The sequence below is a fragment of the Ktedonospora formicarum genome, assembly GCF_016587355.1.
GTDB classification, from domain to species: Bacteria; Chloroflexota; Ktedonobacteria; order Ktedonobacterales; family Ktedonobacteraceae; genus Ktedonobacter; species Ktedonobacter formicarum.
Map to the genome: position 1 here is coordinate 3,736,615 of NZ_BNJF01000001.1, position 23,078 is coordinate 3,759,692.

Below are 23,078 nucleotides of genomic sequence, written 5' to 3' on the forward strand. Positions count from 1 at the left end.
CTGGAAGAAATTATAAGCCTGCTGTGTTCATTAAGAAGGGAAGTTATTCCTTATCCGAAAACCTGAGCGTGCTTGGGTTTAGCGTAAGACCTTATGATTTCCTGATCTAGAAGAAGCAAGGCGAAAGGGGATTTTACGTCATGCCGAAAAAGGGTGAACTTTCAAAAACAGCTCGTGCCTCGCTGGCGAATAGAGAGGCCGTCAACCATCTGACCGACCGCGTGTGTGCCCAGTGCGGTGAGCGCATCATGCTTACTGAACTGCAGCCTGTGAAGGTCCTTGGCGCGGGTATGAAATACTACCACAAAGATCACTATAAGATTGGCTAGTCGCCATCTTGAGCATGATCACAACAAGCCCCCCTCTGTGGGGCTTGCTTATTTTTGGCGAGGTTTTCAACGCACATAAGATGTTAGGAGAGTTCCCAGTATGGCGCAACGGACCGAGGTTAAGGATAAAGAGCAGCAAGGAACGCCCGAAGAACAGAAGAAAACGATTCGTATTGCCTTCCAGGGCGAGAGGGGAGCTTTTGGTGATGAGGCATCGCAGGCGTTCTTTGGCTTAGGTGGAAAGGGTTACCACGCAGGAACTGAGCCCGAACCTGTGGCGCACCGCACCTTTGCTGATGTCTTTCGCGCCGTTGCGGCTTGTGATGTCGATTATGGCCTGGTGCCAGTGGAGAATTCCCAGGCTGGAAGTATCAATGATACTTATGATCTCTTACGGCAACATGATCTCTTCGTGATTGGGGAAACCAGCCATCCTGTAAATCACTGCTTACTCTGCCTGCCTGGGCAAAGCTTAAAAGATATTCGGCGTGTCATCTCGCACCCGCAAGCCCTGGCACAGAGCGATGACTATCTTCAGAGGCTTGGCGTGGATATTGTCGCGACCTATGATACTGCTGGTAGCGCGAAGATGGTTCGTGAGGAGCAGTTAGAGGGTGTCGCGGCGGTCGCCAGCATTGGCGCTGCCAAACTGTATGGGTTGGAAGTTCTGGCGCACGGTATCCAGACCATCAAAGACAACTATACGCGTTTCATCGCTCTGGGGCGTACCCCTGCTCCCCATAGTGGTTCTCCCGCAAAGACCATGCTGGTCATCGCGACTGCTCACCAGCCTGGCTCTCTCTATCGCTGCCTTGGAATGCTGGCGGACCAGAAGATCAATCTGCTCAAACTGGAGTCGCGTCCCTCGCGCCAGCGTCCCTGGGAATATGTCTTCTACCTGGATATTGAGGGCCATCGCGACGAGCTAGCAGTGCGCCGGGCCTTGGCTGATCTGGCTGGACACACGCTCTTCTGCAAAGTGCTAGGCTCCTTCGATAGAAATATGTAATGCGCCAATGAAGCCATGCATGAGCATGGCTTCATTGGTTTCAGATTTCTTCGTAGTGTCACTCCATTTGAGCCAGATGAGCGCGTTATACATTTGCGTCGCCCAGATTCCCCAGGCGTGATAGCCCTTTTGCAGATCGAAGTGATAGGGAATCTTGAGCTTTGTCAACTCTTTCATAAAATCTTGAGTATCATGGTAGTAGGGCTGATCCTTTGTTGCTGAGCCCAGGTAGATTCGCAACTTATGCGCCAGTGGAGTGTGCTCGATGGTGTAGGCTGGACTATTCTGGAGTTTGTACATAGAATTGGTGCCCCATATAGAGCCTTCGGCATAGTAGTAGCCCCCCAGTGAAATGAAGGCCCCAAAGATCGTAGGGTGGTGGATGGCGATGTTTGCCGCGCCGAACCCACCCATAGAGTTCCCTCCAATCGCTCTATGTGAAGCATCGGGAATGGTGCGATAGTGCTGGTCAACATAATTGACCAGATCTGTGGCGAGATAGTCTTCTACGCGCTGCTTCTGATTGTAGCTATTGCCCCACTCACTCGCGCCCTGAGAGCGACCATGCCCATCAGGCATGATCATGATCAGTTCGGGAACCTGCCCAGACTTAATCAAGGTATCCGCCGACTGCCCCGCCTTTCCACCTACCAACCAGTCAACGTCTTTCCCTGGTGAGCCATGAAGTAGATAGAGTACAGGATAATGGCGCTCCTTTCCTGCTGGCGTGTTATAGGAAGGTGGCAAGTAGATCTCAAAAGGGCGAACCAGCCCTAGCGCTTTGCTTTTCACATAGTCTTGCTTGATGGTGCTGACTCCTGAGCCCTGGACATTTGGCGCCGCATGTAATCCAATATCCGGCGAGAAGATAAAGAGGTCTCCTGAGCGCAAGACAAGGAGGAGTAAGGCTAGCAGCACAAGCGCTCCTGCCCAACTCGTAATGATGCGTATTGGCGGGGATGGAATGAGTAGTTGGGGCGATGTTGGAGTCTCTTCCAGGTTGAAGGAGCCCTGGTAGCGTTGGACCCGCCAATAAAGCCAGAGCCTGGTAACCAGGCGTTGAAGAATTTGAAGGGGAGGGTCGAGTATGACCTCGCCACTGGCTCTGCCAACAGCTGCTCCCACGAAGGCACTGACCAGAGCCAGGGCGATCATAATAAGCAATGTGCTAAGGAGTGCGCCTTGCTGAAGAGGCTCCAGATGTCCACCTGGATCATAGACAGGCTGAAGCTCTAGTTTGATAAAGCCCTTTAGATAGCCCAGCCCAAAGACAATTGCTCCCCCCACAATCGCGCTTACCTTCCGACGCCCAAGTAACGCGCCGATTAATGCTGCGGCGGCTACCAGTACCAGGGCCGCTATCAGTTGAGCGCGTAGCGGATCAAGTCCCATATCGACGATAGAGGAGGTGAGCCCTCCTAGATTGGTATTATTAAAGAGGTAAAGCCCACTGAGAAGAGCCGCGAGCAATGAAGTCGCGTGTAGAAGTAGCGAGAAGCTATCTACTCGTTTTATCAGCTTTTGCAAGCGTAGCTGCCACGTATTCATAAGGATCTCGTTTCACCCCCTCCAAAAAACGAAGGGGCGCTTGTTGATATGATAGGATGAGAGAATACTTCTGTCGTATTGACTGCCAATAGTATATACCGTCTACCTGGGAAGTAGATTAAAAAACAGTCTAGTTTAACTTATCCTACCCAATCTCTGGAATATGATACACCTTTTGAATCGTGTGTCTCTTACATTTACAAATTATAGCGTGAGTGGAGGTCTGCTGCGAGCGAAGTGTTACATGCGTTATTCACCAAATGCTCATCACATGAACTCAAGGTCCTGGGGCTGCGCGTGCTTGCGTACCGAGTAGTTTGGATATCTACCAGGAAATGCCAAACCCTTTGAGGACCATTTGGAGAGCGATCAGTGCCAGGACTGGAATAAAGATTTTACGCAGGGTTTTGTTCTTCATGTGGGGGAGGATGCGCGCTCCCAGGAATGAGCCTGCCAGCACTCCCAGCGCGATAGGAGCCGCGATTAATGGTTGCACATCGCCACGCGCGAAGTAGATACCCGCGCTTGCCGCGCCTGTAACCCCAATCATAAAGTTGCTGGTTGTCGTCGAGACCTTCATTGGCATACGCATAATCGTATCCATCGCCAGAACCTTAAAGACGCCGCTTCCAATGCCCAGTAGACCAGAGAGGCAGCCCGCGACGCACATAACCAGAAAGCCCCAAAAAGTATTTGTTACTTCGTAGGGGACCTCACACCCCAGGCGCTTATCTGGGTAGCTACTTGAGAGCGAGAGTGCTGTTGCCAGACGATCATTTTTCACATTTGCTGGTAACTCTTCCCCTAGTTTAAAGAGCATTGGAAGTAATGATATAAGCAGAACAATTCCAAAAATGATGTAGAGTATTTGGGGAGCAATAATTGAGACCAGCAGCGCCCCACCGATAGCGCCTGAGACGGTCGCGGTTTCCAGAAACATGCCAACCCGAATATTGGAGAGGCGATCACGCACATATGCAGCGGCGGACCCGCTGGATGTCGCGATGATGGCAATGACGCTCGCGCCAATGGCATATTGGATAGGGAGACCAAAAGCTAGAGAGAGCATCGGCACGATGAGAATCCCACCACCGAGCCCCAGGAGGGAACCTAACAGTCCCGCCAGGGCTGCTCCTGCAAAGATGATAAGAACTGTTATCAGCGAAAGCGTCATTTATGCTCCCCCTTTTCCAAGCAACATGCCAAAGATCAGGAGCGCCAGCACGATACAGGTGATAATCACATAGCGATAATCATGCTCCAGGTAGAAGGCCAGAATCGAGAATACTACTCGCAATATAGGCGTCGCGATGAGAATGATCAGCCCTAGCATAATGATCGCGAGCGGTTGTAGATGAACTATAGCAGAGGTAAATTGATCGAGAGTATGTGGAAAGTCTTCCAAGTGCTGGCCCTTGAGCGCGTCTGGCTGGAACAAGAAGAGCAGAAGACCAATGATGATTACTGTCGAGCTAGCAATAACTCCTACCTGGAGTACACGGCTAATCAAGTCATTGATTCTAGCTGGTGGCATAGAAGGGGTGAATGCTATCTCATGGTGCGTGTTGTTGGTATCTGACACATTTTCAGGTGATGAAGAGTGATGTGATTGCATATATCACCTCGTATAGAAGGACTGAATCATAAGTAGTAATAATGAAATATCTGTGTGTCGTTCAATCACCTGCGCGCTGCCAGTCTTGTGAGCAACATGGGCGAACGTCTTTATAACAGGTGATAGATGTCAAGATCAGTCTTGTAAATACTGATGCGGACGCGCTGGAAGAGACATGTGAATTTATTGATGAGTCGTGTGCAGCCAGTGATGGCTGTAAGTCTTCTTTCAGCATATGTTCATTGTATGGTATAGATAGGGTCGAGTCCAATACAAGTTCCCTATGAGAATGATAACTATAGGGAATGAATAATGATTGGGCCTATTGAAAGAATAGCAGATAGTATAGGTAGTCGAGGCATATAACAGAGAGAGAGGCGTATATTGGGGCTGAGTATACCGAGCAAAGTGGCTATGCTCCTGGCATAAAACCCCGACGATGTGTGTTATAACAAATAGTGTCTGTAGAATAGAGCCAATCAAAGCTAGAAAGGTTGGCCAGCATGCAAATGGTAAATAACCAGAAGAGAACCCGGAATCGCCCTTCATGGAAACAGCTTCTATTAGGTGGAATTGTGGGTGGGGGTGTTGGAATTGCGGGGGCGATTGCAGGCGTTGCTTTGTATATTGTTGAGACTCTTATCAAACCGAAAACGCTAACAAATTTTATTGAACAGTATACTTTTAGCCCTTATGAACTCAACTTACCTGCTGAAGAGGTGACCTTTCCCCCTTTATATGGTGAGCACACGGTAAGCGGGTGGTTTGTTCCTTGTCCAGGAGCAACCTCGACTATTATTCTCTGCCCTGGCTATCGTGGTAGACGTTCAGATGTTTTGGGTACCTGTGTCAATCTTTGGAAGGCAGGCCATAACATTCTGGCCTTTGAGTATTATGGGCATGGTGCCGTGGTTGGTAAGCCGATTACCCTTGGATATCGTGAGATCAATGATTTCCTGGGTGCGGTTGCCTATGCCAAACAGCGCGCCCCCCAGACGCGTTTGGGGGCGGTAGGCTACTCGATGGGTGCGGCCATCGTCATTATGGCTGCCGCGCGCACGCCTGAAATTGAAGCAGTGGTGGCTGATAGCCCCTTTGCTACACATAAGAGCCCAATAGAGTACGCTGTGCACCGTACGTTGCACCTGCCCTTCATTCTTTTTGAATGGATGACTGATGTTATGTTATGGTGGCGCGCGGGTTATCGCTTCAATCAAGTAGAGCCGTTGCGCGACATCGGGCGTATCTCGCCACGCCCAATCATGATTATTCATGGCCTGAAGGACTCTATTGTTGATCCGAGAGATGCTCCCTTGCTCTACAAAGCGGCGGGCAATCCCAAAGAACTATGGCTCTTGCCAGAGGCAGACCATTGCGGAGCCTATTTTGAGGATCGGGTCGTCTATGTAGAAAAACTGACGGCCTTCTTCGATCAGCACTTGAAGCAGGCACACCCCCCTATCTCCTTGCAGGAGCGTAAGGATGATACAGGGCCCCAAAAGAGTCATGAGAGTTATACGGAGGCAGGCTAAGTCCTGCCATCCCTTAATTTTCGGCGTAATCCAGCGAGAGTGCCAGACCATCTTTCGCTGCACGTGTGTTGGGGAAGACACGACGTGCCATTTTTTCAGCGCGCGATGGATCATTGACTTTGGGGCTGAAGTGAGTCAGGAGCAACTGATGAGCACCTGCCGCTTTGGCGATACCAGCCGACTCCGATGCGAGCATATGGGAGTTGGCGCGTGCCAATGGCAGATCGTCGGGATTATCGTACATACTCTCACAGACCAGCAGATCGACATCGCGCGCCAACTCATGCAGAGCATCAACAGGGCGCGTATCGGTGATATAGGCCAGTGAGATCCCACGGCGTGCCTCTCCCAGCACATTTGCAGGCTCGAACGAACGCCCTTCATGTGTCACAGTCTCTCCCATCTGAAGTCGCTTCCAGAACTGAATGGGAATATCGAGCGCCCGAGCCTGGTCTGCCTGGAAGGCTGGCTGACGGTGCAGATCAACGCGATAAGCCAGACAGGGAATACCATGCGAGGCGGGCACGCATCGGGCCTGGAGCTTGCCCGGAAGCTCAAATTGTTCTCCCCCCTTTAACTCATGGATGTGGATGGGAAAGGGAAGCTCAGCGGCGATTCTCCGCAAGCCTTCCACGACGTAAGCTGTGCCGTGTGGGCCATAGATGTGAAGTGGCTCCGTGCGACCCGCGTGCGCGACCATAAAGAGCACTCCAGGCAGTCCCGCGACATGGTCGGCATGCATGTGTGAGAAGCAAATCGCGCCCAACTGGCGAAAGCCCCATCCAAGCGACTTCCATGGGACCTGCGTCCCTTCCCCACAGTCAAAAAGTGTCAGATGCGAACCGCTACGTACAAGCATACAGGAGAGCCAGCGACCGGGAAGCGGCATCATACCACAGGTTCCTAACAGACAGATATCCAACATAGATGTGGTCCTCTTCGATGAAACAATGTATAGAGAGCATTATAGTATGTTCAGTAATTACTTATTGTTCTCATATGCCCATGCCAGAGCCGTAATAATGGCAGAGAACGCCCCGATAGTCGTGAGAGCTATGCTAATGACCAGAAACGGAAATCCGCTTACAAAAATCAGAAATATTGCGAAGGAGAGCCAGAAGAGCGCGAACACAACGATGAGATAGTTCCAGGCTTGCCACTTGCGCATGTATATTGCCTTTCTTGATCCTAGCTCACTCAGTTTCCCGGGCTTATAGTATAGCAGTTGCGAGCGTGAGGGACTAGAGTGTGCTAGAATAGAGCCCGATGTCGGGATAGAGAGACACGCGTTGAAGGCATTGGAAAATGGGAGCACCTATGATTCTAGAGGTAATAGACCGTTATCGACCGCAACGACGAGCAGCATTACAGCGAGAGGTCGACCAGGGAAAAGCCCGAACAATTGACGAGGTAGAGTTATTAGGTGAGGAGGAGTTGCGACCCCTGGCGCGCCTGAGTGCGCGGATGCTGCTAATCAGTGGTCTGACCTTCGCGCTGTGTAATATTGCCTCTTACGCTCTCTGGGCCGGCCAATATGGGCATAGCTTTGCCTGGTGGCAAGGTTTGACATTCTGGAGTGTGTTGCTCTGGCTGGTGCTCAACATCATAAGCTATATTCTCATCTTACCTCTGCATGAAGCCATTCATGGTCTGGCGATTCTCTTCTGGGGCGGGAGACCCTACTTTGGGGCTAAACTACCGCTCGCGCTTTATTGTGGTGCGCGAGCCCAACTCTTCTCACGCGGCCAGTATGCCGTGATTGCTCTGGCACCCCTGGTTGTCATTACCCTCCTGGGGCTGATCTTGATTGCCTGGCAACCTGGACTGGCAGCTTATATACAGCTTGCTTTAAGTGGCAACTTCGCGGGGGCTGCTGGCGATGTGCTTGTATACTCGCGCCAGAGCAAGCTGCCACAAGATGTCCTGCTAGAAGATAGCGAAACAGGCTATCGTGCCTGGCAGATCGCGTCGGAAAATGAGCAGTAGAAGGGAAATTTTCAGATGTAATTCAGGGAGCGGATGTATTTATTTGGGGTGATCTGCATTGGTAAGAGCATCTTGCCAGTGGCGTATCCTTGTTTCATTTGAAAACACTCGTTTAATACAGTATCTCATAGCTGAGGAGAGAAGGATGAACCAGAGAAACCTCATAAACGCCGCGCCCAAAGCCTGGCTTTTTCTATTTGTTGCTAGCCTTTTGTTTGTACTGGCGGCATGCGGTGGTGCCGAGGCAACTACTAACACACCAACACCGACGACAGCCGCGACCGCCACGACCGCACCCACTACGGTTCCTACTACAGAAGCAACCACAGTCCCCAGCGGGGGGGATAGTGTTTCCATCGCGCAATTCGCTTTCGCTCCAGAAAGTCTCACGGTCAAGGTAGGAACCAAAGTGACATGGACAAACAATGATAGCGCTACTCACACAGTCACATCTGACCAGGGAGCCTTCGATTCAGGCGCGCTTGCTCCTGGCAGTAAATTTAGCTTTACCTTTAGTAAGGCTGGAACCTACACTTACCACTGTTCCATCCATCCATCGATGACAGCTACTATTGTCGTGCAATAGCTTAGCCCTAAAAAGCTTTCGCCAACGTTGCCAGAGCACCACCGTCAGGGATGCTCTGGCGAATAGGTAACAAGCTATAAACCACTATGCTGTAGGCTCACAAGCCTGGGAAGAATACCCAGGCTTGTGAGCCTACAGCATTAGCTGTGATCTCTTCTGTATTTAATGATTGGCAGCAGGAAAAGATTTGACGTGTGAGAGTGAACAACCAGATGTACTGACGTTTTGGTTAGTGGCTGCAAGTGGATATAATATGAGTCGGGCTACCATGATGATATTTGCATATGCTCAAGATGAAAAGTAGATGCGAAAAAGCTCCGAGATTGGTTAGCCTGCTTTCCAGATCTACCAATTCATTCATTGATGAGCGAGCCATGGCTTCAATTGGGGTTATCGGAATTGGGTGCTGGGAAGCATCACAAAGGCGAAAAAATGAAAAGACGTAATATCCTAGCGTGTTAGGAATGTAAAAATAAGCGTAAAGCCGCTTCAGATCTAGATGGAGCTGATGAAACACTCATGCCAGAGTTACCAGAAGTAGAATATACAGCCAGGCAATTGCGTGCCTCGATTGTGGGAGCGACCATACGAGAGGCACACGTCTTTTGGGAGCGCATTATCGCGCATCCCTTGCCAGAAGACTTTCGGGCGCAGGTCACAGGCCGACTCATAGAAGGGGTCAGAAGACGCGGAAAGTACCTTCTGATCGATCTCAATCACAACGGCCTATTGATTATCCATAGACGCATGACGGGCAATTTCTTGTTGATGTCCGAAGGCTGGCAGCTTGATACCAGTTTGCGCGAACGTGATGCAAGCGCTTGGAGCACAAAGGGACCAACCTTTTCCTTAGCGACCGCCGAGGGCGTTATCCATGATTCCGAAATGGATTACTGCCGCGTCAGTTTGGTCCTGGAGGATGGGCGAAACCTTCTCTTTACCGACCCTCGCAAGTTTGGGCGTGTCTCCTATTGGGAGCGCGAGTGTGAGGAAGAGGCGCTCGCAGGTCTGGGACCAGAACCATTCAGTGAGGCCTTTAGTATCGAAGGCCTCACTGAGTCCCTGGCACATAAACGTAGTCCAATTAAGCAGGTCTTACTAGACCAGACCGTCATTGCAGGTGTGGGCAATATCTACGCCGATGAAGCTCTCTTCTACGCCAGCATTCATCCGCGTCGCCCAGCCAATAGTCTGACCTCAGGTGAGATCGCGAAACTGCACGAAGGCGTCATTGCGGTCCTAACAAAGGGTATAGAACATGGAGGCACCTCCTTTAGCTCATACCGTGATTTATGGGGTGAGGCCGGTGATAACTATAACCATGTGCATGTCTACAAGCAGACTGGTAAACCTTGTGTGCGTTGTGGTACGCTGATCGAGCGTACTATAGTTGCTCAGCGGAGTACACACTTCTGCCCTGGCTGTCAAAGCCTTACCCTGGAGTAAAGAAGGCTGATGTACAATCAAGCGTGCCCTGATCGAGGGTGAATGAGACATCAATTGTAGCTGGAATGCCAGCTGGCTGACGCCCGAGCAGTGGGAGGGTAAAGTTAACAAAACCACCGGCATCGCTACTGGGGTGTGATGGAAGGGTGACATCGCCATTACGGAAGTGAATGATCGCGGTCGCGGGAGCGCCAGAGACGCCCGCGATATTTTTGGTCAGGCGAGCATAGATCGTGATTGTACCTTGCGTACTTGGAGCATTATTGGATGACCAGGCTCCGCATAGATAGCCAGGTGTAGCGGCAACGGGCGAGCCTTGCTGAAAGGTCGAATCCACTGAGACAGCCTGCACCTGATCCGAGGGTTTGGGCGCGACAAAAGCGCTATTACAGGCTGTGAGCATATAACTCAGGCTAAAAAATAGTAGGCCAAGCAGAAGGTAAGCCCTGCTGGAAATGTGAGAGCAAATATACTTCATATCACTGTACAGTATAGCGCTGGCAAGAAGCAAGCATGCTAGGATCAGCCGTATTCTGTGCTCTAGACCCGAACAGATCGGCTTTCCGGGACTTATTGGCTTTATAGGGTGTTGATGGGATTGTGTATACACAATCCCATCAACACCCTAACCTCGCACGGTGCTTGAGCGCTAAGGGGTTTTTAACAAAGCAAAGAGCTTCTCAGCTAAAGAATTGCGTCTTTTCAACGTTTATAAACAAGAATGTGCTACTGTTGGCTTGCTGATTGTGATTGGCTGTGTTACACTGTAAATGTTGCACGACACTCACATCATCATCTTCAATGGAAAGACAAGCGGCCGGTGTTCTTAAGAGCGCGGGGAGATTGTTCTCCATGTTTGAGCGAGCCAGGAAACATAGGAGATTTTGAGTGAATCGTGAAATTGATGAACAGCTAGACTTACTAAATCATTTGCTCAGTGATGTGCAGAAAGGACAGCGCGACAAGGACGCAGCGGAAGTTACTGAGCAGGCGGCGTTGCGGCAAGTCGACGCGCAACCGCGAGTAACACAGGACTCAGTACACTGCGATGTCTCATCTACGATAGAAACCCGTCCTGATAGTGGACGAGAGAGACGCAAGGGTGCTCCCGAGGTGATTTTTGGTGAAACCAAGACCACCGAACAAATCCTGGCAATGGCGCAAGGGCTATTGGCGGGAACGGGGCGAGCGATTATCAGTCGGATGCCCGCGCAATCATTGGAGATGGTAAAAGAGGTCTTCGCTCAGTACGAGATGCGCTACCAGGAAGCTTCGCGCATGATGGTCATTTATGCTCCTGGGTATACGCGACGCTCGACAGGTGGAAGAGTGGGGTTGATTAGCGCAGGAACGTCTGACATACCTGTGGCGGAAGAGGCCGCAATGATTGCCGAGGAGATGGGATGTAAGGTAACGCGTATCTTCGATGTTGGAGTAGCGGGTTTGCATCGGTTGATTGAGCCCTTGCGCTCGCTTCTTGAGGAGGATATAGATGTGATCCTCGTCGTTGCTGGCATGGATGGAGCGCTGCCGTCGGTTATCGCTGGCCTCTCTCCTGTACCAGTCATCGGAGTGCCGACATCGGTAGGATATGGTATGGGTGGGAAAGGCGTGGCGGCGCTACTATCGATGTTACAGACATGCGCGCCTGGGTTGGCGGTGGTGAATATTGATAATGGTGTAGGCGCGGGAATCACAGCAGGGATGATCGCTAATCGAGTCGCACACACGCGTGGAAGTCGTTCGTGACAGGGAAGCAGCGGAATGTTCTGATCTAGGGTGTTTCAGCGCAATGTCACTAGATGAATGTGGGAAAGAAGTTAAAGAGAGGCGGGACTTTCTATGGCAAACAATAAGCGTGGACCTGAACCTGGATCACAGAAAGCCAAGCATGGTGGACAGGCTGTGCGTGAGAAGTACGGCCCGGAATTTTATTCCAAGATCGGGAAGAAGGGCGGCGAGACTGTGAAGGAGAAACGTGGCCCAAAGTTCTATGCCGAGATTGGCAAAAAAGGGGGCGAGTCGACGAAGCGTCAGCAGGGTTCTGATTTCTACTCCAAGATTGGGAAGAAGGGCGGAGAAAAAGGGCGAACGAGTTCCGCGACTGAAGAAGAGGCATAGAAGAAGAGCCTGTGTTAGTATCTCGGGTGCTAACACAGGCTCTTCTTCTATGCTTTGTTTCCTTATTCTTGGCGTTTAAGGAAGGGAGGGACGTCAATCGCATCTTCCTCATCGCCTATGTTGGAGTATTTGCGTAAGTCCTGGCGGCGAGCGAGGCTACGAAGCCCACGCAAATCATCAAGGCTCCGCTGTACGCGTTGTCCCTGCGCGCCCTGACCTGGCTGTGGCCTGGGCTGTGCCGCGCGTTCGGGAGGAGTCGGCTGGCGTGGGAAGGTTGGACGCGGCTGTTGTATCGGACGTTGAGTCTCGGCTGGCTGGCGAACGGTCCTGGCTGGCGGCGTTGCTGACTGCGCGGACTTATAGGGCAACGCGGGTTGCCCTGTACCAGTATGCGATCCCGTACGTGCCGAAGTTTGCTGCCCAAAGCGAACTGCTTGCAGGCGCGCGGTTGGTATCTCTTCCATACCGGCGGCGATGAGCGTGACGCGAATGGTATCACGAAGGGTTGGATCGACGACCGCGCCAAAAGTGATATCGGCGGCATCATCGATAGCGCCCCCAATACGTTCGGCAACCTCATTGATCTCGAAGAGCGTCATATCCTCGCCACCACTGATATTGAAGAGCACTCGCTTGGCCCCGCGAATTGTAACATTGAGGAAGCCTCCCGCGACCGCTTCTTCCGCAGCCTGTTGCGCGCGGTTGCGTCCTGACCCCTGCCCGATACTCATCAGAGCCGTACCTGCTTCATTCAAAACGCTGCGTACATCGGCGAAATCCACATTGACCATGCCTGGTACGTTAATGACCTCGGCGATACCTTGCACGCCCTGGCGCAGTACATCATCGGCGATCTTAAAGGCGTCAGATAGGCTAAAGTCACGCGCAACCGTGGTGAGCAAGCGATCATTCGGAACGGTAATTAAAGCATCTACCTCTTTGCTTAGCTCCATAAGGCCCTGGTCAGCGGTACGGCGGCGGCGTGTCCCTTCAAAGGAGAATGGGAGGGTGACGATACCAATTGTTAAGGCACCTAGCTTCTTCGCAATAGAGGCGACTACTGGGGCCGCGCCTGTGCCTGTGCCACCACCCATGCCAGCGGCAATAAATACCATATCCGCATCGCCTAAAGCTGCGCGGATCTCTGCTGCGCTCTCTGTTGCCGCGCGCATACCAACGGCGGAATTCCCGCCTGCGCCAAGACCTTTGGTGTGGTGTTGACCCAAGCAAATACGATCTGGAGCTTCGGAAAGCGCTAGAACCTGGGCATCTGTGTTCAGCGCAACATAACGCACGCCACGTACATGGGTGCTAATCATACGGTTGACGGCGTTCATGCCGCCGCCTCCAACTCCTACGACGACAATGTCTACATCATAGGTTGGATCTGTCTCGCCAAAAAATGAAGAGGTAGCGGGGTTCTCATCGGTGTCGCGCTGCTCCCATTCGGTCTGTGTCTCATACCGCTGGAATTGCTCATCCTCCACTTCCTGGCGGAGGATTGCCCATTGATCCGCCTGCTCTTGTTCTCCACCTGACCGGGCCTTTGCCTTTGGCGTCCATGGCTTTTGGCCTGGGTCTCGCTTCTGCGAGTCGTGGAATAATGGCTGCATGCACACCCCCATTTCCTCTCATCGTAACTACGGCACGGGATCCTCGCCCTTGGGCATAGTGAGCAGGTGCCGGGTGATTAGATGGTTTTGTGTTTCACCAGAGATAGATCAGATGCATGTCTGATTGTTACAACAAGCCCCAATCCACGATAGCGAGCAACTGATGATAAAAAAGCACTCATCTCGCATTGTAACAATAGTGTCAAGTAGCTACTTAGTGTTTGAAGACATGCCAATGTGGCTGGGGTTGCCTATTTCTCCCTATATAAAATAACGTATGAAATGAGGAAAAAGGTGATATGAATTTACGGTCATGAGCGCACCAGGGGTTGTGCTAGTAGAGAAAAGAGGGGAAACAAGAAAAAGTTACTCCTTATGACAAAACCTGAGCATGTCAGGGGCCAATGGAAACGGACATCGTCTGGATAGTAACTCATACTAACGTGCATGTTTTGAACAAAAAACATGGGCACGTTATGATGGTCGTGGCATAGTAATGGACAGCTAACTTCGTTTATCCTGGAACTCGATTTCTCGCGCAGGGCAGCGATGGAAGAGGCGGCCTCCTGCTTAGCCGTTCTGTATTCTCCACCATCGCTGACCAGAAAGTGAAATGAAATGATATATAAAATGCAATGAGTGCATAAGATCTATGAAGCTGGTTGGCAAGTCGCGAGTTCCCAGAGTTGAATTAAGAGATAGCTTTCTCTTCTGAGGTCGCGAGGGCATGTGTGATCATGCGAATGACACTGCCAATATCCATAGGTTTGCGTAGTTGATAGATGCCACGCTTGCCCAGTTCTTCTACTGGGAGAGTTGCACTCATCATAATTGTTGGGAGGTTGCGTAGATCGCGGTTCTCCTGTAAGCGGTCATACAATTCGAGACCATTGATGCCTGGTAGACGATAATCGAGCAGGAGTAGACAGGGGGTGACCTGGTGAGCCTTTTCCAATGCTGTGAGTCCATTGTCGATTAACGTCGTTGTATACGGGGTCTCTTCTTCGATAAGTTGCTGTAAGAACAGTCCAATATCGGCGTCATCTTCGACGATTAAAATGGTCATATTCCGTGGGCTCTTTGCCGCTGGCGGAAACACTTCCCCTGGCATGACAAACTCCTTTGCAATAGATGAGATTGAACGCTATGCATGTACGTTTTTCTTAACGGATATACGGTTGATTTGGTGACGATAAAGGGTTGCAAGTTGTCTGGTTCTATAAGGTTTAACAAATAGGACACGTAATTTGCTACTGATGAATGCTCCTCCTATGGAAGAAGCTCTTGTCCTGCCCTCAACGATGAACGGCTAAAAAGAGCGCATGTGATCTGCTTCGTATCCATGCCTTCTATCACCATTGTAGCTACCAAGTATATAGGAATGAAATACAATGCCTTTGTCATATACACGTATTTATGACGCTATTGGTTTATAGCATGCAAGTGATGGTGTACCGTGTGCTGATATCGATGATGGTTGCCTCGTTATCAACACAAATTTCACTAGTGATAGGCAGTATTGTACCATCTGGATAGAGAAATGTGTATGGGGTGGTTGGGAAAGGTTAAACATTGTAACTTCGCCCTGGCTGGGATAAGTGCCAGGAGTTCACTAATGAGTGCTGTTATGGTTCAATGTGCGGGTCAAGTGTGCGATACTAAGTACTATGTTTTGGTTTTTAGCACCTGATTATGAGAGAATCTGGACTAAATTGCTTATTAAAATCTGCTATCGAGAGAGAAGGGGCGATGGTTACACACGAAGAAAATGTCACAACTTCTTTTATGGTAAATGCACGTATCGCTGGCTTGATGCAGGAAGCGTTATACAGTGCGCAGGGCCTGGCTGTGTTGCGTAATGTTGTTGATGATGAAGCCAGTCAGGCCGTATTGAAATTATTTCGCCTATTGACGAGCGCGGAACAAGTTCCGATGCAAGTGGCAGCGGCATATAGTGACGCGTTGCGTGTGCTTGCCGATTCGGCTAATAAATATGCTGACGCCGCATTACCTGATGCCTGGCAGTGTCACCTGGTAAAACGACTGGTCCGCGATGAAAATGCCTGGACACGGCAGGTGGAACTGCTTGGAAGTAGGATGCGTGCTGGTCAGGTATCTGTCTCTCCTACCCTTCACCGTCAGGCTGTCCGTGAGTTGAGGGCGCTTCAGCGCCTCTTCGCGTTATCGGCGGAATTGATATGGGAAGCGGTACAGAGTGTCGTGAGCGATGTAATGCCAGTCTTGAGCGATGCCTGGGAACCCTGGCTACACCTGGGGATCATATCAGAGTCTTCCGCTGGTGGTGTCCACACTGAGTTGATGGGGCAGGTGGCGCAGTGTCAGGATTGGGGCGATCTTGCGGATGCGCTGGAGCAACACTGGGCGCGCCATGGCAGTGGTGTGCAGTCAGAAAATGTGACGTTGCGCTGGCGAGGGGATATACAAGCCCTGGAGGGAATTATCTATCCCGACCCCATTCGGCTCGACAATATTGTGGGCTATGAGCGCGAGCTAGGAAAGCTCCGGGCAAACCTTGAGCGCTTTTTGGCGGGCTTGCCCGCGCATGATGCTTTGCTCTATGGACCTCCAGGTACAGGGAAGTCGTCGAGTGTGAAGGCGTTAGTCAATACCTATGTTGACCAGGGATTGCGCCTGGTGGAAGTAAGTAAGAATGATATTGGCGATTTGCCTCGTATTGTCGCGCAACTACGTGCGCGCGCGCCTCGTTATGTGCTCTTTATCGATGATCTCTCATTCGAGGATTATGAGACGGGATATAAAGTCCTGAAGACCTTGTTGGAGGGAACAGCGGAGGCCCGTCCGCGCAATGTGCTTATCTATGTAACCAGTAATCGGCTGAATCTGGTAAGGGAATTTCATGCTGATCGTGGTAAGCCAGGTGATGAGGTGAATTGGCGTGATACGATGGATGAGAAGCAGTCCCTGGTACATCGTTTTGGGTTGCGTGTGACATTTAGCGCGCCGAACCAGGAACAGTATGTGCAAATCGCGCAGCGGCTGGCGGTTCAGCGTGGCCTTGCCTTCTCAGAAGAAGATGTACGTGAGCGCGCGCTACAATGGGAGCGGCAGCGTGTGGGGCGCTCGGGCCGACTGGCACGTCAATTTGTGGATGATCTAGAGGCGGAGGCTGGGAGCTAGCGAAGACGTACGACTCTCATATCTCATAAGTAATAGCGAAAGGAAAGATGTATATTGCATGCCCTTTCGCTATTCTGGCTGACGTAGAGTAATAATCCCCTGTGAGATCATGGCGTGCAAAAGGTGATTTATCTCCTGTGGTGTAAGCTGAAGCATAGAGGCAATCTTATCGCGTGATGTCTGCCCATTGGCGAGCATGTAAACCTGCCGCCATTTGCGCGGCCAGCTGGAAACCTCGCTAAATGAGTGCTCACGTGTACGTATTACTATCGGAGACGTGGCTTGAGCGGGACGAAGCGCCGGAAGTTGACGCGTTACGCGAGAGTCGGGTCGTTGGGCTTCAGGTAGTTGAGGAAAGCGCAGCGCCGGAAGCGGCCTGGTGACTCGCTCGTTGGGAGGTGGGTGGATAGCAGGATGCGAGGGCGCAGGCGTTTCTGGATCTTCATAGTCTTTGAGGGTCCAGTTGAGGGTGTTGAGTCGGGTAATAAGCGCGAGTGCTTCTTTCCCTGTGAAAAGAACTTGTCCATCCGGCCCTGAGATATAGCACGTTTTGATTTCTCCCTGGTAGATAGAGAGAATGATACGACAGGGGTCTTTGATGTGCCCAATGCCAGCTGGAAGCGTGGCATAGCCCCATCCGTTATAATTGTAGTCGCTTAACATGCGATACAATGCATTAAGCGTAACACTGTACACTTATGCCCCCTTGCTGTTCTCTAGCACAAGCGGCTAGCAAAAAATCTGGCAGGAGAATTAGCTTGCTTAACAAAGGCCTTCTCTGCCAGATTGGAGTTTTTGGATCAATACTCACTGCCTGAGTTATTCTGAATATGTTTTAGGAATCGTAGAAGCGCAAGATAAATAATAGCATGTATGGGATGTTGAGTCAATATAGGCTGGATATGTATAAAGGAAGTTTGGAAAAGGGGAAAGAAAAACGCGCCTGGCAGGACTTGAACCCGCAACCCCTTGATCCGAAGTCAAGTGCTCTATCCATTGAGCTACAGACGCATATGTTTGATACGCTCTATACACTACCATATCTATCCTCTAATGTCAATGATTCTGCAATGATTCGAAAAGTGTTTGGTGAAGTCTGGCCAAGGACTCTCTTCTTGTTGGTTTATACACATTTATCCTCTTATTTGCGAAGAGGTGAGGACTGGAGGCTCAACTCAGCATCAGGCGACCGATGAGGTTGGTGCAAGCATGTATTGGGCGAAACGAGCCAAGCGGAACCGCTCTGTCGCTATGGAGGGAGCGGTTTGATAGAGAAGTGCGCCCAGAATCTCCCCGAGTAATGGACCAAATTTGAAACCGTGTCCCGTGAGTCCAGTGGCGAAGACAATGCGAGGATCTTGTGGATGATTATCCAGGATGAAATCCTCGTTAGGACTCACATCGTATATGCATGTGTCGATATGGGCCAGGCGTGCCTGCTGAAGCTGCGGAATCAGGTCGCATAATCGCTGGACGAGTTGTGTGACGTAGGATTGATCGATGGCGGGAGGGGCATCGGGGTCTACTGGAGGGCCAAAAGTATGAGAGGTTGCTTTCAGCCAACCGGGCTCGTAGCCCTTCACGCGGGAATTATGGATGGGAAAGCCATACATGTCTCCTGCCATAAATGCTGGAAACGCTGATAGCCCAAAGGTTGAAGTGGGAAGGTTAGCGAAATAGAGAGCATATTGTCGTGTCATGCGTATGGGGAGATGTAAGTCTCCTAGAAAATGGTGAATCCAGGGGCCAGGGGCCAGGATAACCCGCTCTGCTGCGAGTTCATGCTGCTTTTCTAGTTGAAGCCGAATCGGCGCGCGCGAATTTTCATGTGTGATTTTTGCGACATTGCAATTGGTGATGATTTTGCCACCCATATCAAGGATAAGCCCTTTTAGGGTTTGCAGGCAGGTTGTCGCGTGTAGTAGGCCTGCGTTGGTATTATAGGTCAAAAGATTGTAGTCCTGGGTATTAAAGTGTGGGAAGAGGGTGCGGCAGGTCTGATGCGAGAGCCTTTCAATCGGGAAGCCCTGTTCTCGTAAGAGCTGATAGCTTGGCAATGTGTAATTGTCATCTTCATGCCCCAGCGCCAGGATACCCGTACGGGTATAGAGGTTTATTTGACTGCGACGCTCTAGAAGCTTCCAGGCCTGAAGGCTCTGGCGGACCATCTCAGTATAGAGGCAATCGTCGCCATATTCGAAGCGAAGTAGGCGAGAGAGTCCGTATGAGGTTCCACGCGTATGTCCAATGGTGTTTCGCTCAAGGACACGGACGTTTTTAACCCCTTTACTGAGAAGAGCATAGGCCGCTGAGAGCCCAACGATACCTGCCCCTATGATAGCTACTTCTGTGTGATGCACGATGATACTAGCCTCCTAAGATCTTATGCGAAAACCAACCCTCTTACGAGGGCGCGGCGCCGCTGGCGCCCTCAGGTTTCCGGATAAGGAGTAAATAAGTTTTGCACGAAAACTGGCACCCAAATGGGGTTAGTGCAGCTGCTCTCAAAGTTTCAGAAGAAGGAGTAAGTCAGAATGGTATATGCATGCATGCTCTGATACGATTATAGCAAAATAATTGCTGATTATCAATGTATTAGATGAAGATTCAATATCTTGGGTGTGAGTGTAAATATGTGTGTTGAATTGATATATATTGTAGCATATATGTTGTAACTTTGTGTGTGATATATGTGTAGCTCACGTTATCATAAGCTGTACAAATGCAAGGCCGAACGTGAAAGATATGGGGTACATGGTTCCGTAAGCTGGAGAGATGCAATGCACGCTTCGAACTTGAGGTGATATGGTATGATAGAGGCCATATACAGGTGGATTTGGAGCATGCCGAGGTTGAGATACCAGCTGGCTCATTACGAAATGATATTATTTGTAGAGTAGGGAGTGATTATTCTAGATGGCAGAGAATGTGTTGCATCCGTTAGATGGTGAGGATGTGCGTATCGCGATAGCCCCATCTTCCCGTGTGCTGGGAGTCCCCATCTTCCCTCGTCCAAGTATTATACTTTGCGTTATATTCTGGCGGCCGCGATGGCTCAGGGAAGCAGCACTGTCTATTATCCAGCTCAAAGCGATGATAGCGATGCTCTCTTTCGAGGCTGTCTTGCTCTCGGTGCTCAATTGGCATGGGTTGATGAGGAGAAGACTATCCTGCGTATTCAAGGGGTTGGATTTCCGCATGCGGAGGAGGCGGTAACGGTGAATGTGGGTAATGCGGGAGCAGTGTTACGCCTGTTGTTAGGTCTGGGGCCTGTCTACCGGAGGTAACCTTCGTCACTAATCACCCTCAATCGCTAGGCAAGCGTCCCAATCGGGAATTGCTAGAAGCTCTAAAGGATCTGGGGGTGGAGTATCAGGCTCAGGGCGAGGATGGATGCCTGCCAATTACCTTGCGCGGAAGTGGCCTGCATGGTGGTCGCGTCCGTATTTCTGGGGCGCGTAGCTCGCAATATGTAAGCGCATTGCTCTTCCTGGCTCCTCTCTTACGCGAAGGATTAGAGATTGAGATCATTGATGGACTCAAGTCGCAGCCATTTGTGCGGACGACGCTTGAAGTCTTGCGTGATGCTGGTGTTCGTGTTCAAGCTAGTGAGGATCTGAGTCAGCTCTCCGTTCCTGGGGGACAGGGTTATCAGCCGCGAGATTACGTTTTGCCAGGTGATTATCCTTCAGCGGCGGCACTCATCTCAGCCTGTCTTACCGCGAGCGACCCCACAAGTGAACTGGTGCTTCAGCGCCTCAAGCAACGAGATGAAGTGGGTGATGCCTTGCTCGCGGCCTATCAGGCTATGGGAGCGGATTTGCAGGTTGATGGCGAACAAGTGACAGTACGTGGAGGACGCAGGCTACGGGGCGCGCGCGTGGACGGAGATCGGATTATCGATTGTGTTCCAGTGCTTGTCGCAGCGGCTTGTTTTGCCGATGGTGAGAGCGTTTTCTACAATGTGGAGACTCTGCATTATAAAGAGTCGGATCGAATTGACGATTTATGCGCCGAATTGAAGCGGGCTGGTTGTGATGTCACTCCTCAGAGAGATGCCATTATTGTGCGTGGTCGTCCCGAAGGTATTGAGGGAGGTGTGGAGGTTAATGGGCACAACGATCATCGCCTGTTGATGGCTCTGGCAATTGCGGGCATGCGCTGTCGTCGGGGATTAGTGCTCACGGGAGCCGAGCATATTGCGAAGAGCTATCCTCACTTCTTCTCTCAGCTTCAAGAGCTAGGGGTCGCAGTAAGCCGTCAATAAATTGTACTGCCTCATCTGGTGGTGGCTGGAAAATTGTGCGCCATAATGATACAATAACCTGCGATCAGATCAGGACAGAAAGCAACCATTTCCAGGGCAAGACCGAAAGGAATTGAATTGTGTACAGGTTTAAAGGTTTTGATAGCGCGGAGTGTGGCGATAACATGTCCGTGCTGGAAACGGTGATTAATGCCTGGATGGAAGCTGAGCATCCACGGATTCGTCACGTCTGCCAGAGTATGCGCGGTGAGCATATTCTGTTGAGCTTCGTCTATGAAGACACGCGGGAATTAGAGCAGCGAGTCGCGACTTCTGCTCAAACAGGTGTGACTGGAGGATATCCACGTTTCTTCGATGATGAGCTTGTCGATGAGCGCCCAACCAGCCCCCGTATTCCAGCAACTCCGCCCCCAATGCATTAATGGGAGCATAGTCCGCAATTGCCAGAGAAGAGAGCCACGCTTGGACGTGGTGGTATAGGAGAGGATTGAAGGTAAAGAAACAGCATGCCAGTCCCACATTTGCTTTATAGCACTCCCGAGGGGGAGATCCGTGAAGAGCCACGGCTACAGGCGCTTGCCTTTGATGGTCAACCATTGGAAATATCTGATTTAATCCCCTTGCCCGATGGCGTGACGCTTTCCATGATGCCAGATCGGCGCGCCGTTGGTCGTAAAAAGAATGGCGAGCGGCAGGTCTTAGCAGAAACAAAAGGTTGGGCGGTAGCTGCACTTTTACCCATTGGCTATACCCGCACACATCTGCCTGCGTATGATAAGGTCGAGGGAACTGAACCGCTACCTTTCTTTGGCTATAGCGCGGTCGCGGCTATCAATGGCGATCTCTATGTGGCTGCTGTCAAGACCGATGATCCGCATAAATGGCATCCTCGCTCGTTTCCTCGCCAGAAGCTTGAGCGTCTTGTCCAGGCCAAGACCAGGGCCTTCCCCGAGAATCGGGTGATTCGCCAGCACGCGCATTGTGCTCTGGATTATTCCTGCCCTACCGCCAGCAACCTTTTCTTTGAGCGCTGGGAGATGGCTATCGCAGTCTCACCCGGTTGCAATTCGCGCTGTATTGGCTGTATCTCCAAGCAGGAAGAAGAGAATCTGATATCGCCTCAGGATCGCCTGGATTTCATCCCAACGGTTGAAGAGATTGTCGAAGTTGCAATACCGCACCTGGAGAGCGCGGACGAAGCTATTGTCAGTTTCGGTCAGGGCTGTGAGGGTGATCCGCTTATGCAATGGAAGCGTATTGAGCGTGCTATTACAGCTATGCGTGAGCGGACAGACAAGGGGATTATTAATATTAATACCAATGCCAGCAATCCCCGCTGGCTGCAACGGCTCTTTGATGCCGGCCTGGATACCATTCGTGTGAGCACCATTTCAGGCCATCCTGAGACCTATACCGCCTACTATCGCCCTGTTGGATATCGCTTTGAAGATGTCAAGGAATCGCTGAAGCGTGCGGGTGAGGAGGGGCTATATAGCTCCATCAATCTGCTCTGTTTGCCTGGAATGATTGACCGGGAGCGCGAGGTAGAGGCGCTCCTGGCATTTGTGCGTGAGACGGGGCTACGCCTGATCCAGTTGCGCAACTTAAATATTGATCCCGAAGTGCTCTTGCCCAAAATGCCGGATCTGGCTTCAATGGGTAAGGCCCTGGGTATGCGCGAATTCATCGATACGCTACATCGTGAGGTGCCAGAGGTCGCCATTGGCAATTTCACGCGGCCCATCAAGCGTGGCATGGTCGCTCGTTAAAACCTGTGTTTCATAAAACGAGGGAGGATCGAGCTCAAACTTGAGCTCGATCCTCCCTCGTTTTATGAGTTCGCGTGAGTGGTCAGGTCCATATACGA

At 51.0% G+C, this 23,078-nt stretch carries 23 protein-coding genes and 1 tRNA gene; 13 read left to right on the forward strand and 11 right to left on the reverse strand.

Features of this window, described 5'->3' with window-relative positions; all coding sequences use genetic code 11:
- Positions 1-140: 140 nt before the first annotated feature.
- Together K3T82_RS16005 and pheA are read left to right on the forward strand one after the other, a co-directional pair.
- Positions 141-329: a hypothetical protein gene (locus K3T82_RS16005; protein ID WP_220194436.1), complete on the forward strand. Its 189-nt coding sequence runs from the start codon at positions 141-143 to the stop codon at positions 327-329.
- A 100-nt stretch (positions 330-429) separates the two neighbouring features.
- Positions 430-1,338, forward strand: a complete 909-nt coding sequence (pheA, locus tag K3T82_RS16010) for a prephenate dehydratase (protein ID WP_220194437.1) — start codon at positions 430-432, stop codon at positions 1,336-1,338.
- On the opposite strand, the gene K3T82_RS16015 is transcribed toward pheA, so the two are convergent.
- The 3 genes from K3T82_RS16015 to K3T82_RS16025 all read right to left on the reverse strand — a co-directional run bounded on the left by K3T82_RS16015 (position 1,312) and on the right by K3T82_RS16025 (position 4,501).
- The gene (locus K3T82_RS16015; RefSeq protein WP_220194438.1) at positions 1,312-2,886 is read right to left on the reverse strand and encodes an alpha/beta hydrolase; all 1,575 of its coding nucleotides are present in this window, start codon (positions 2,884-2,886) and stop codon (positions 1,312-1,314) included. The two genes, pheA and K3T82_RS16015, sit on opposite strands and share 27 nt — an antisense overlap.
- 325 nt (positions 2,887-3,211) lie before the next feature.
- Complete coding sequence (locus K3T82_RS16020) at positions 3,212-4,060, reverse strand: sulfite exporter TauE/SafE family protein (RefSeq protein WP_220194439.1); 849 nt, start codon at positions 4,058-4,060, stop codon at positions 3,212-3,214.
- Entirely contained in the window at positions 4,061-4,501 is a 441-nt protein-coding gene (locus K3T82_RS16025) for a DUF1634 domain-containing protein (RefSeq protein ID WP_220194440.1), read from the reverse strand.
- A gap of 503 nt (positions 4,502-5,004) precedes the next feature.
- Here K3T82_RS16025 and K3T82_RS16030 point away from each other — a divergent pair.
- Positions 5,005-6,033, forward strand: a complete 1,029-nt coding sequence (locus tag K3T82_RS16030) for an alpha/beta hydrolase (protein ID WP_220194441.1) — start codon at positions 5,005-5,007, stop codon at positions 6,031-6,033.
- 13 nt (positions 6,034-6,046) lie between these two features.
- Here K3T82_RS16030 and K3T82_RS16035 read toward each other — a convergent pair whose 3' ends face one another.
- Together K3T82_RS16035 and K3T82_RS16040 are read right to left on the reverse strand one after the other, a co-directional pair.
- A complete protein-coding gene (locus tag K3T82_RS16035; protein ID WP_220194442.1) occupies positions 6,047-6,958 on the reverse strand; it encodes a ribonuclease Z in 912 nt (303 codons plus the stop codon).
- Between the two features lie 57 nt (positions 6,959-7,015).
- Entirely contained in the window at positions 7,016-7,201 is a 186-nt protein-coding gene (locus K3T82_RS16040) for a hypothetical protein (protein WP_220194443.1), read from the reverse strand.
- 137 nt (positions 7,202-7,338) lie between these two features.
- Here K3T82_RS16040 and K3T82_RS16045 point away from each other — a divergent pair, with 137 nt between their 5' ends.
- From K3T82_RS16045 to mutM, 3 genes are all read left to right on the forward strand, one after another.
- The gene (locus tag K3T82_RS16045; protein WP_220194444.1) at positions 7,339-8,019 is read left to right on the forward strand and encodes a DUF3267 domain-containing protein; all 681 of its coding nucleotides are present in this window, start codon (positions 7,339-7,341) and stop codon (positions 8,017-8,019) included.
- A 145-nt stretch (positions 8,020-8,164) separates the two neighbouring features.
- Positions 8,165-8,605 carry a cupredoxin domain-containing protein gene (locus K3T82_RS16050; RefSeq protein WP_220194445.1) on the forward strand — a complete coding sequence of 147 codons (441 nt, stop codon included), beginning with the start codon at positions 8,165-8,167 and terminating at the stop codon, positions 8,603-8,605.
- A gap of 519 nt (positions 8,606-9,124) precedes the next feature.
- On the forward strand, positions 9,125-10,051 hold the full coding sequence (gene mutM, locus K3T82_RS16055) for a DNA-formamidopyrimidine glycosylase (protein ID WP_220194446.1): 927 nt from the start codon (positions 9,125-9,127) through the stop codon (positions 10,049-10,051).
- On the opposite strand, the gene K3T82_RS16060 is transcribed toward mutM, so the two are convergent.
- Positions 10,038-10,454 carry a hypothetical protein gene (locus K3T82_RS16060; protein WP_220194447.1) on the reverse strand — a complete coding sequence of 139 codons (417 nt, stop codon included), beginning with the start codon at positions 10,452-10,454 and terminating at the stop codon, positions 10,038-10,040. The genes mutM and K3T82_RS16060 overlap by 14 nt on opposite strands.
- 485 nt (positions 10,455-10,939) lie before the next feature.
- On the opposite strand from K3T82_RS16060, the gene larB reads away from it, so the two are divergent.
- Complete coding sequence (gene larB, locus K3T82_RS16065) at positions 10,940-11,800, forward strand: nickel pincer cofactor biosynthesis protein LarB (protein WP_220194448.1); 861 nt, start codon at positions 10,940-10,942, stop codon at positions 11,798-11,800.
- A 93-nt stretch (positions 11,801-11,893) separates the two neighbouring features.
- The gene (locus K3T82_RS16070; RefSeq protein ID WP_220194449.1) at positions 11,894-12,172 is read left to right on the forward strand and encodes a hypothetical protein; all 279 of its coding nucleotides are present in this window, start codon (positions 11,894-11,896) and stop codon (positions 12,170-12,172) included.
- Positions 12,173-12,234: 62 nt separating this feature from the next.
- On the opposite strand, the gene ftsZ is transcribed toward K3T82_RS16070, so the two are convergent.
- Complete coding sequence (ftsZ, locus tag K3T82_RS16075; RefSeq protein WP_220194450.1) at positions 12,235-13,785, reverse strand: cell division protein FtsZ; 1,551 nt, start codon at positions 13,783-13,785, stop codon at positions 12,235-12,237.
- 691 nt (positions 13,786-14,476) lie between these two features.
- A complete protein-coding gene (locus K3T82_RS16080; protein ID WP_220194451.1) occupies positions 14,477-14,896 on the reverse strand; it encodes a response regulator in 420 nt (139 codons plus the stop codon).
- A 638-nt stretch (positions 14,897-15,534) separates the two neighbouring features.
- Between K3T82_RS16080 and K3T82_RS16085 the strand changes: the two genes are divergently transcribed.
- A complete protein-coding gene (locus tag K3T82_RS16085; RefSeq protein WP_220194452.1) occupies positions 15,535-16,944 on the forward strand; it encodes an ATP-binding protein in 1,410 nt (469 codons plus the stop codon).
- A 69-nt stretch (positions 16,945-17,013) separates the two neighbouring features.
- Here K3T82_RS16085 and K3T82_RS16090 read toward each other — a convergent pair whose 3' ends face one another.
- The 3 genes from K3T82_RS16090 to K3T82_RS16100 form a co-directional block, all read right to left on the reverse strand.
- Complete coding sequence (locus K3T82_RS16090; RefSeq protein ID WP_220194453.1) at positions 17,014-17,640, reverse strand: hypothetical protein; 627 nt, start codon at positions 17,638-17,640, stop codon at positions 17,014-17,016.
- A gap of 242 nt (positions 17,641-17,882) precedes the next feature.
- Positions 17,883-17,955: transfer RNA gene (locus K3T82_RS16095), tRNA-Arg, on the reverse strand.
- A gap of 170 nt (positions 17,956-18,125) precedes the next feature.
- On the reverse strand, positions 18,126-19,304 hold the full coding sequence (locus K3T82_RS16100; RefSeq protein WP_220194454.1) for an FAD-dependent oxidoreductase: 1,179 nt from the start codon (positions 19,302-19,304) through the stop codon (positions 18,126-18,128).
- Positions 19,305-19,970: 666 nt separating this feature from the next.
- On the opposite strand from K3T82_RS16100, the gene K3T82_RS49115 reads away from it, so the two are divergent.
- From K3T82_RS49115 to K3T82_RS16120, 4 genes are all read left to right on the forward strand, one after another.
- Complete coding sequence (locus tag K3T82_RS49115) at positions 19,971-20,231, forward strand: hypothetical protein (RefSeq protein ID WP_220194455.1); 261 nt, start codon at positions 19,971-19,973, stop codon at positions 20,229-20,231.
- Positions 20,232-20,308: 77 nt separating this feature from the next.
- Positions 20,309-21,211, forward strand: a complete 903-nt coding sequence (locus tag K3T82_RS16110) for a 3-phosphoshikimate 1-carboxyvinyltransferase (protein WP_420799273.1) — start codon at positions 20,309-20,311, stop codon at positions 21,209-21,211.
- Positions 21,212-21,330: 119 nt separating this feature from the next.
- Complete coding sequence (locus tag K3T82_RS16115; protein ID WP_220194457.1) at positions 21,331-21,633, forward strand: hypothetical protein; 303 nt, start codon at positions 21,331-21,333, stop codon at positions 21,631-21,633.
- Positions 21,634-21,717: 84 nt separating this feature from the next.
- Positions 21,718-22,980: a radical SAM family protein gene (locus K3T82_RS16120; RefSeq protein WP_220194458.1), complete on the forward strand. Its 1,263-nt coding sequence runs from the start codon at positions 21,718-21,720 to the stop codon at positions 22,978-22,980.
- The last annotated feature ends 98 nt before the right edge of the window (positions 22,981-23,078 follow it).

What these genes read in the sequence shown, in the direction of transcription:
- K3T82_RS16005 (WP_220194436.1), top strand. Translation starts at nt 141, where the DNA reads ATGCCGAAAAAGGGTGAACTTTCAAAAACAGCTCGTGCCTCGCTGGCG.
- pheA (WP_220194437.1), top strand. Translation starts at nt 430, where the DNA reads ATGGCGCAACGGACCGAGGTTAAGGATAAAGAGCAGCAAGGAACGCCC.
- K3T82_RS16015 (WP_220194438.1), bottom strand. Translation starts at nt 2,886, where the DNA reads ATGAATACGTGGCAGCTACGCTTGCAAAAGCTGATAAAACGAGTAGAT.
- K3T82_RS16020 (WP_220194439.1), bottom strand. Translation starts at nt 4,060, where the DNA reads ATGACGCTTTCGCTGATAACAGTTCTTATCATCTTTGCAGGAGCAGCC.
- K3T82_RS16025 (WP_220194440.1), bottom strand. Translation starts at nt 4,501, where the DNA reads ATGCAATCACATCACTCTTCATCACCTGAAAATGTGTCAGATACCAAC.
- K3T82_RS16030 (WP_220194441.1), top strand. Translation starts at nt 5,005, where the DNA reads ATGCAAATGGTAAATAACCAGAAGAGAACCCGGAATCGCCCTTCATGG.
- K3T82_RS16035 (WP_220194442.1), bottom strand. Translation starts at nt 6,958, where the DNA reads ATGTTGGATATCTGTCTGTTAGGAACCTGTGGTATGATGCCGCTTCCC.
- K3T82_RS16040 (WP_220194443.1), bottom strand. Translation starts at nt 7,201, where the DNA reads ATGCGCAAGTGGCAAGCCTGGAACTATCTCATCGTTGTGTTCGCGCTC.
- K3T82_RS16045 (WP_220194444.1), top strand. Translation starts at nt 7,339, where the DNA reads ATGGGAGCACCTATGATTCTAGAGGTAATAGACCGTTATCGACCGCAA.
- K3T82_RS16050 (WP_220194445.1), top strand. Translation starts at nt 8,165, where the DNA reads ATGAACCAGAGAAACCTCATAAACGCCGCGCCCAAAGCCTGGCTTTTT.
- mutM (WP_220194446.1), top strand. Translation starts at nt 9,125, where the DNA reads ATGCCAGAGTTACCAGAAGTAGAATATACAGCCAGGCAATTGCGTGCC.
- K3T82_RS16060 (WP_220194447.1), bottom strand. Translation starts at nt 10,454, where the DNA reads ATGCTCACAGCCTGTAATAGCGCTTTTGTCGCGCCCAAACCCTCGGAT.
- K3T82_RS16070 (WP_220194449.1), top strand. Translation starts at nt 11,894, where the DNA reads ATGGCAAACAATAAGCGTGGACCTGAACCTGGATCACAGAAAGCCAAG.
- ftsZ (WP_220194450.1), bottom strand. Translation starts at nt 13,785, where the DNA reads ATGCAGCCATTATTCCACGACTCGCAGAAGCGAGACCCAGGCCAAAAG.
- K3T82_RS16080 (WP_220194451.1), bottom strand. Translation starts at nt 14,896, where the DNA reads ATGCCAGGGGAAGTGTTTCCGCCAGCGGCAAAGAGCCCACGGAATATG.
- K3T82_RS16085 (WP_220194452.1), top strand. Translation starts at nt 15,535, where the DNA reads ATGGTTACACACGAAGAAAATGTCACAACTTCTTTTATGGTAAATGCA.
- K3T82_RS16120 (WP_220194458.1), top strand. Translation starts at nt 21,718, where the DNA reads ATGCCAGTCCCACATTTGCTTTATAGCACTCCCGAGGGGGAGATCCGT.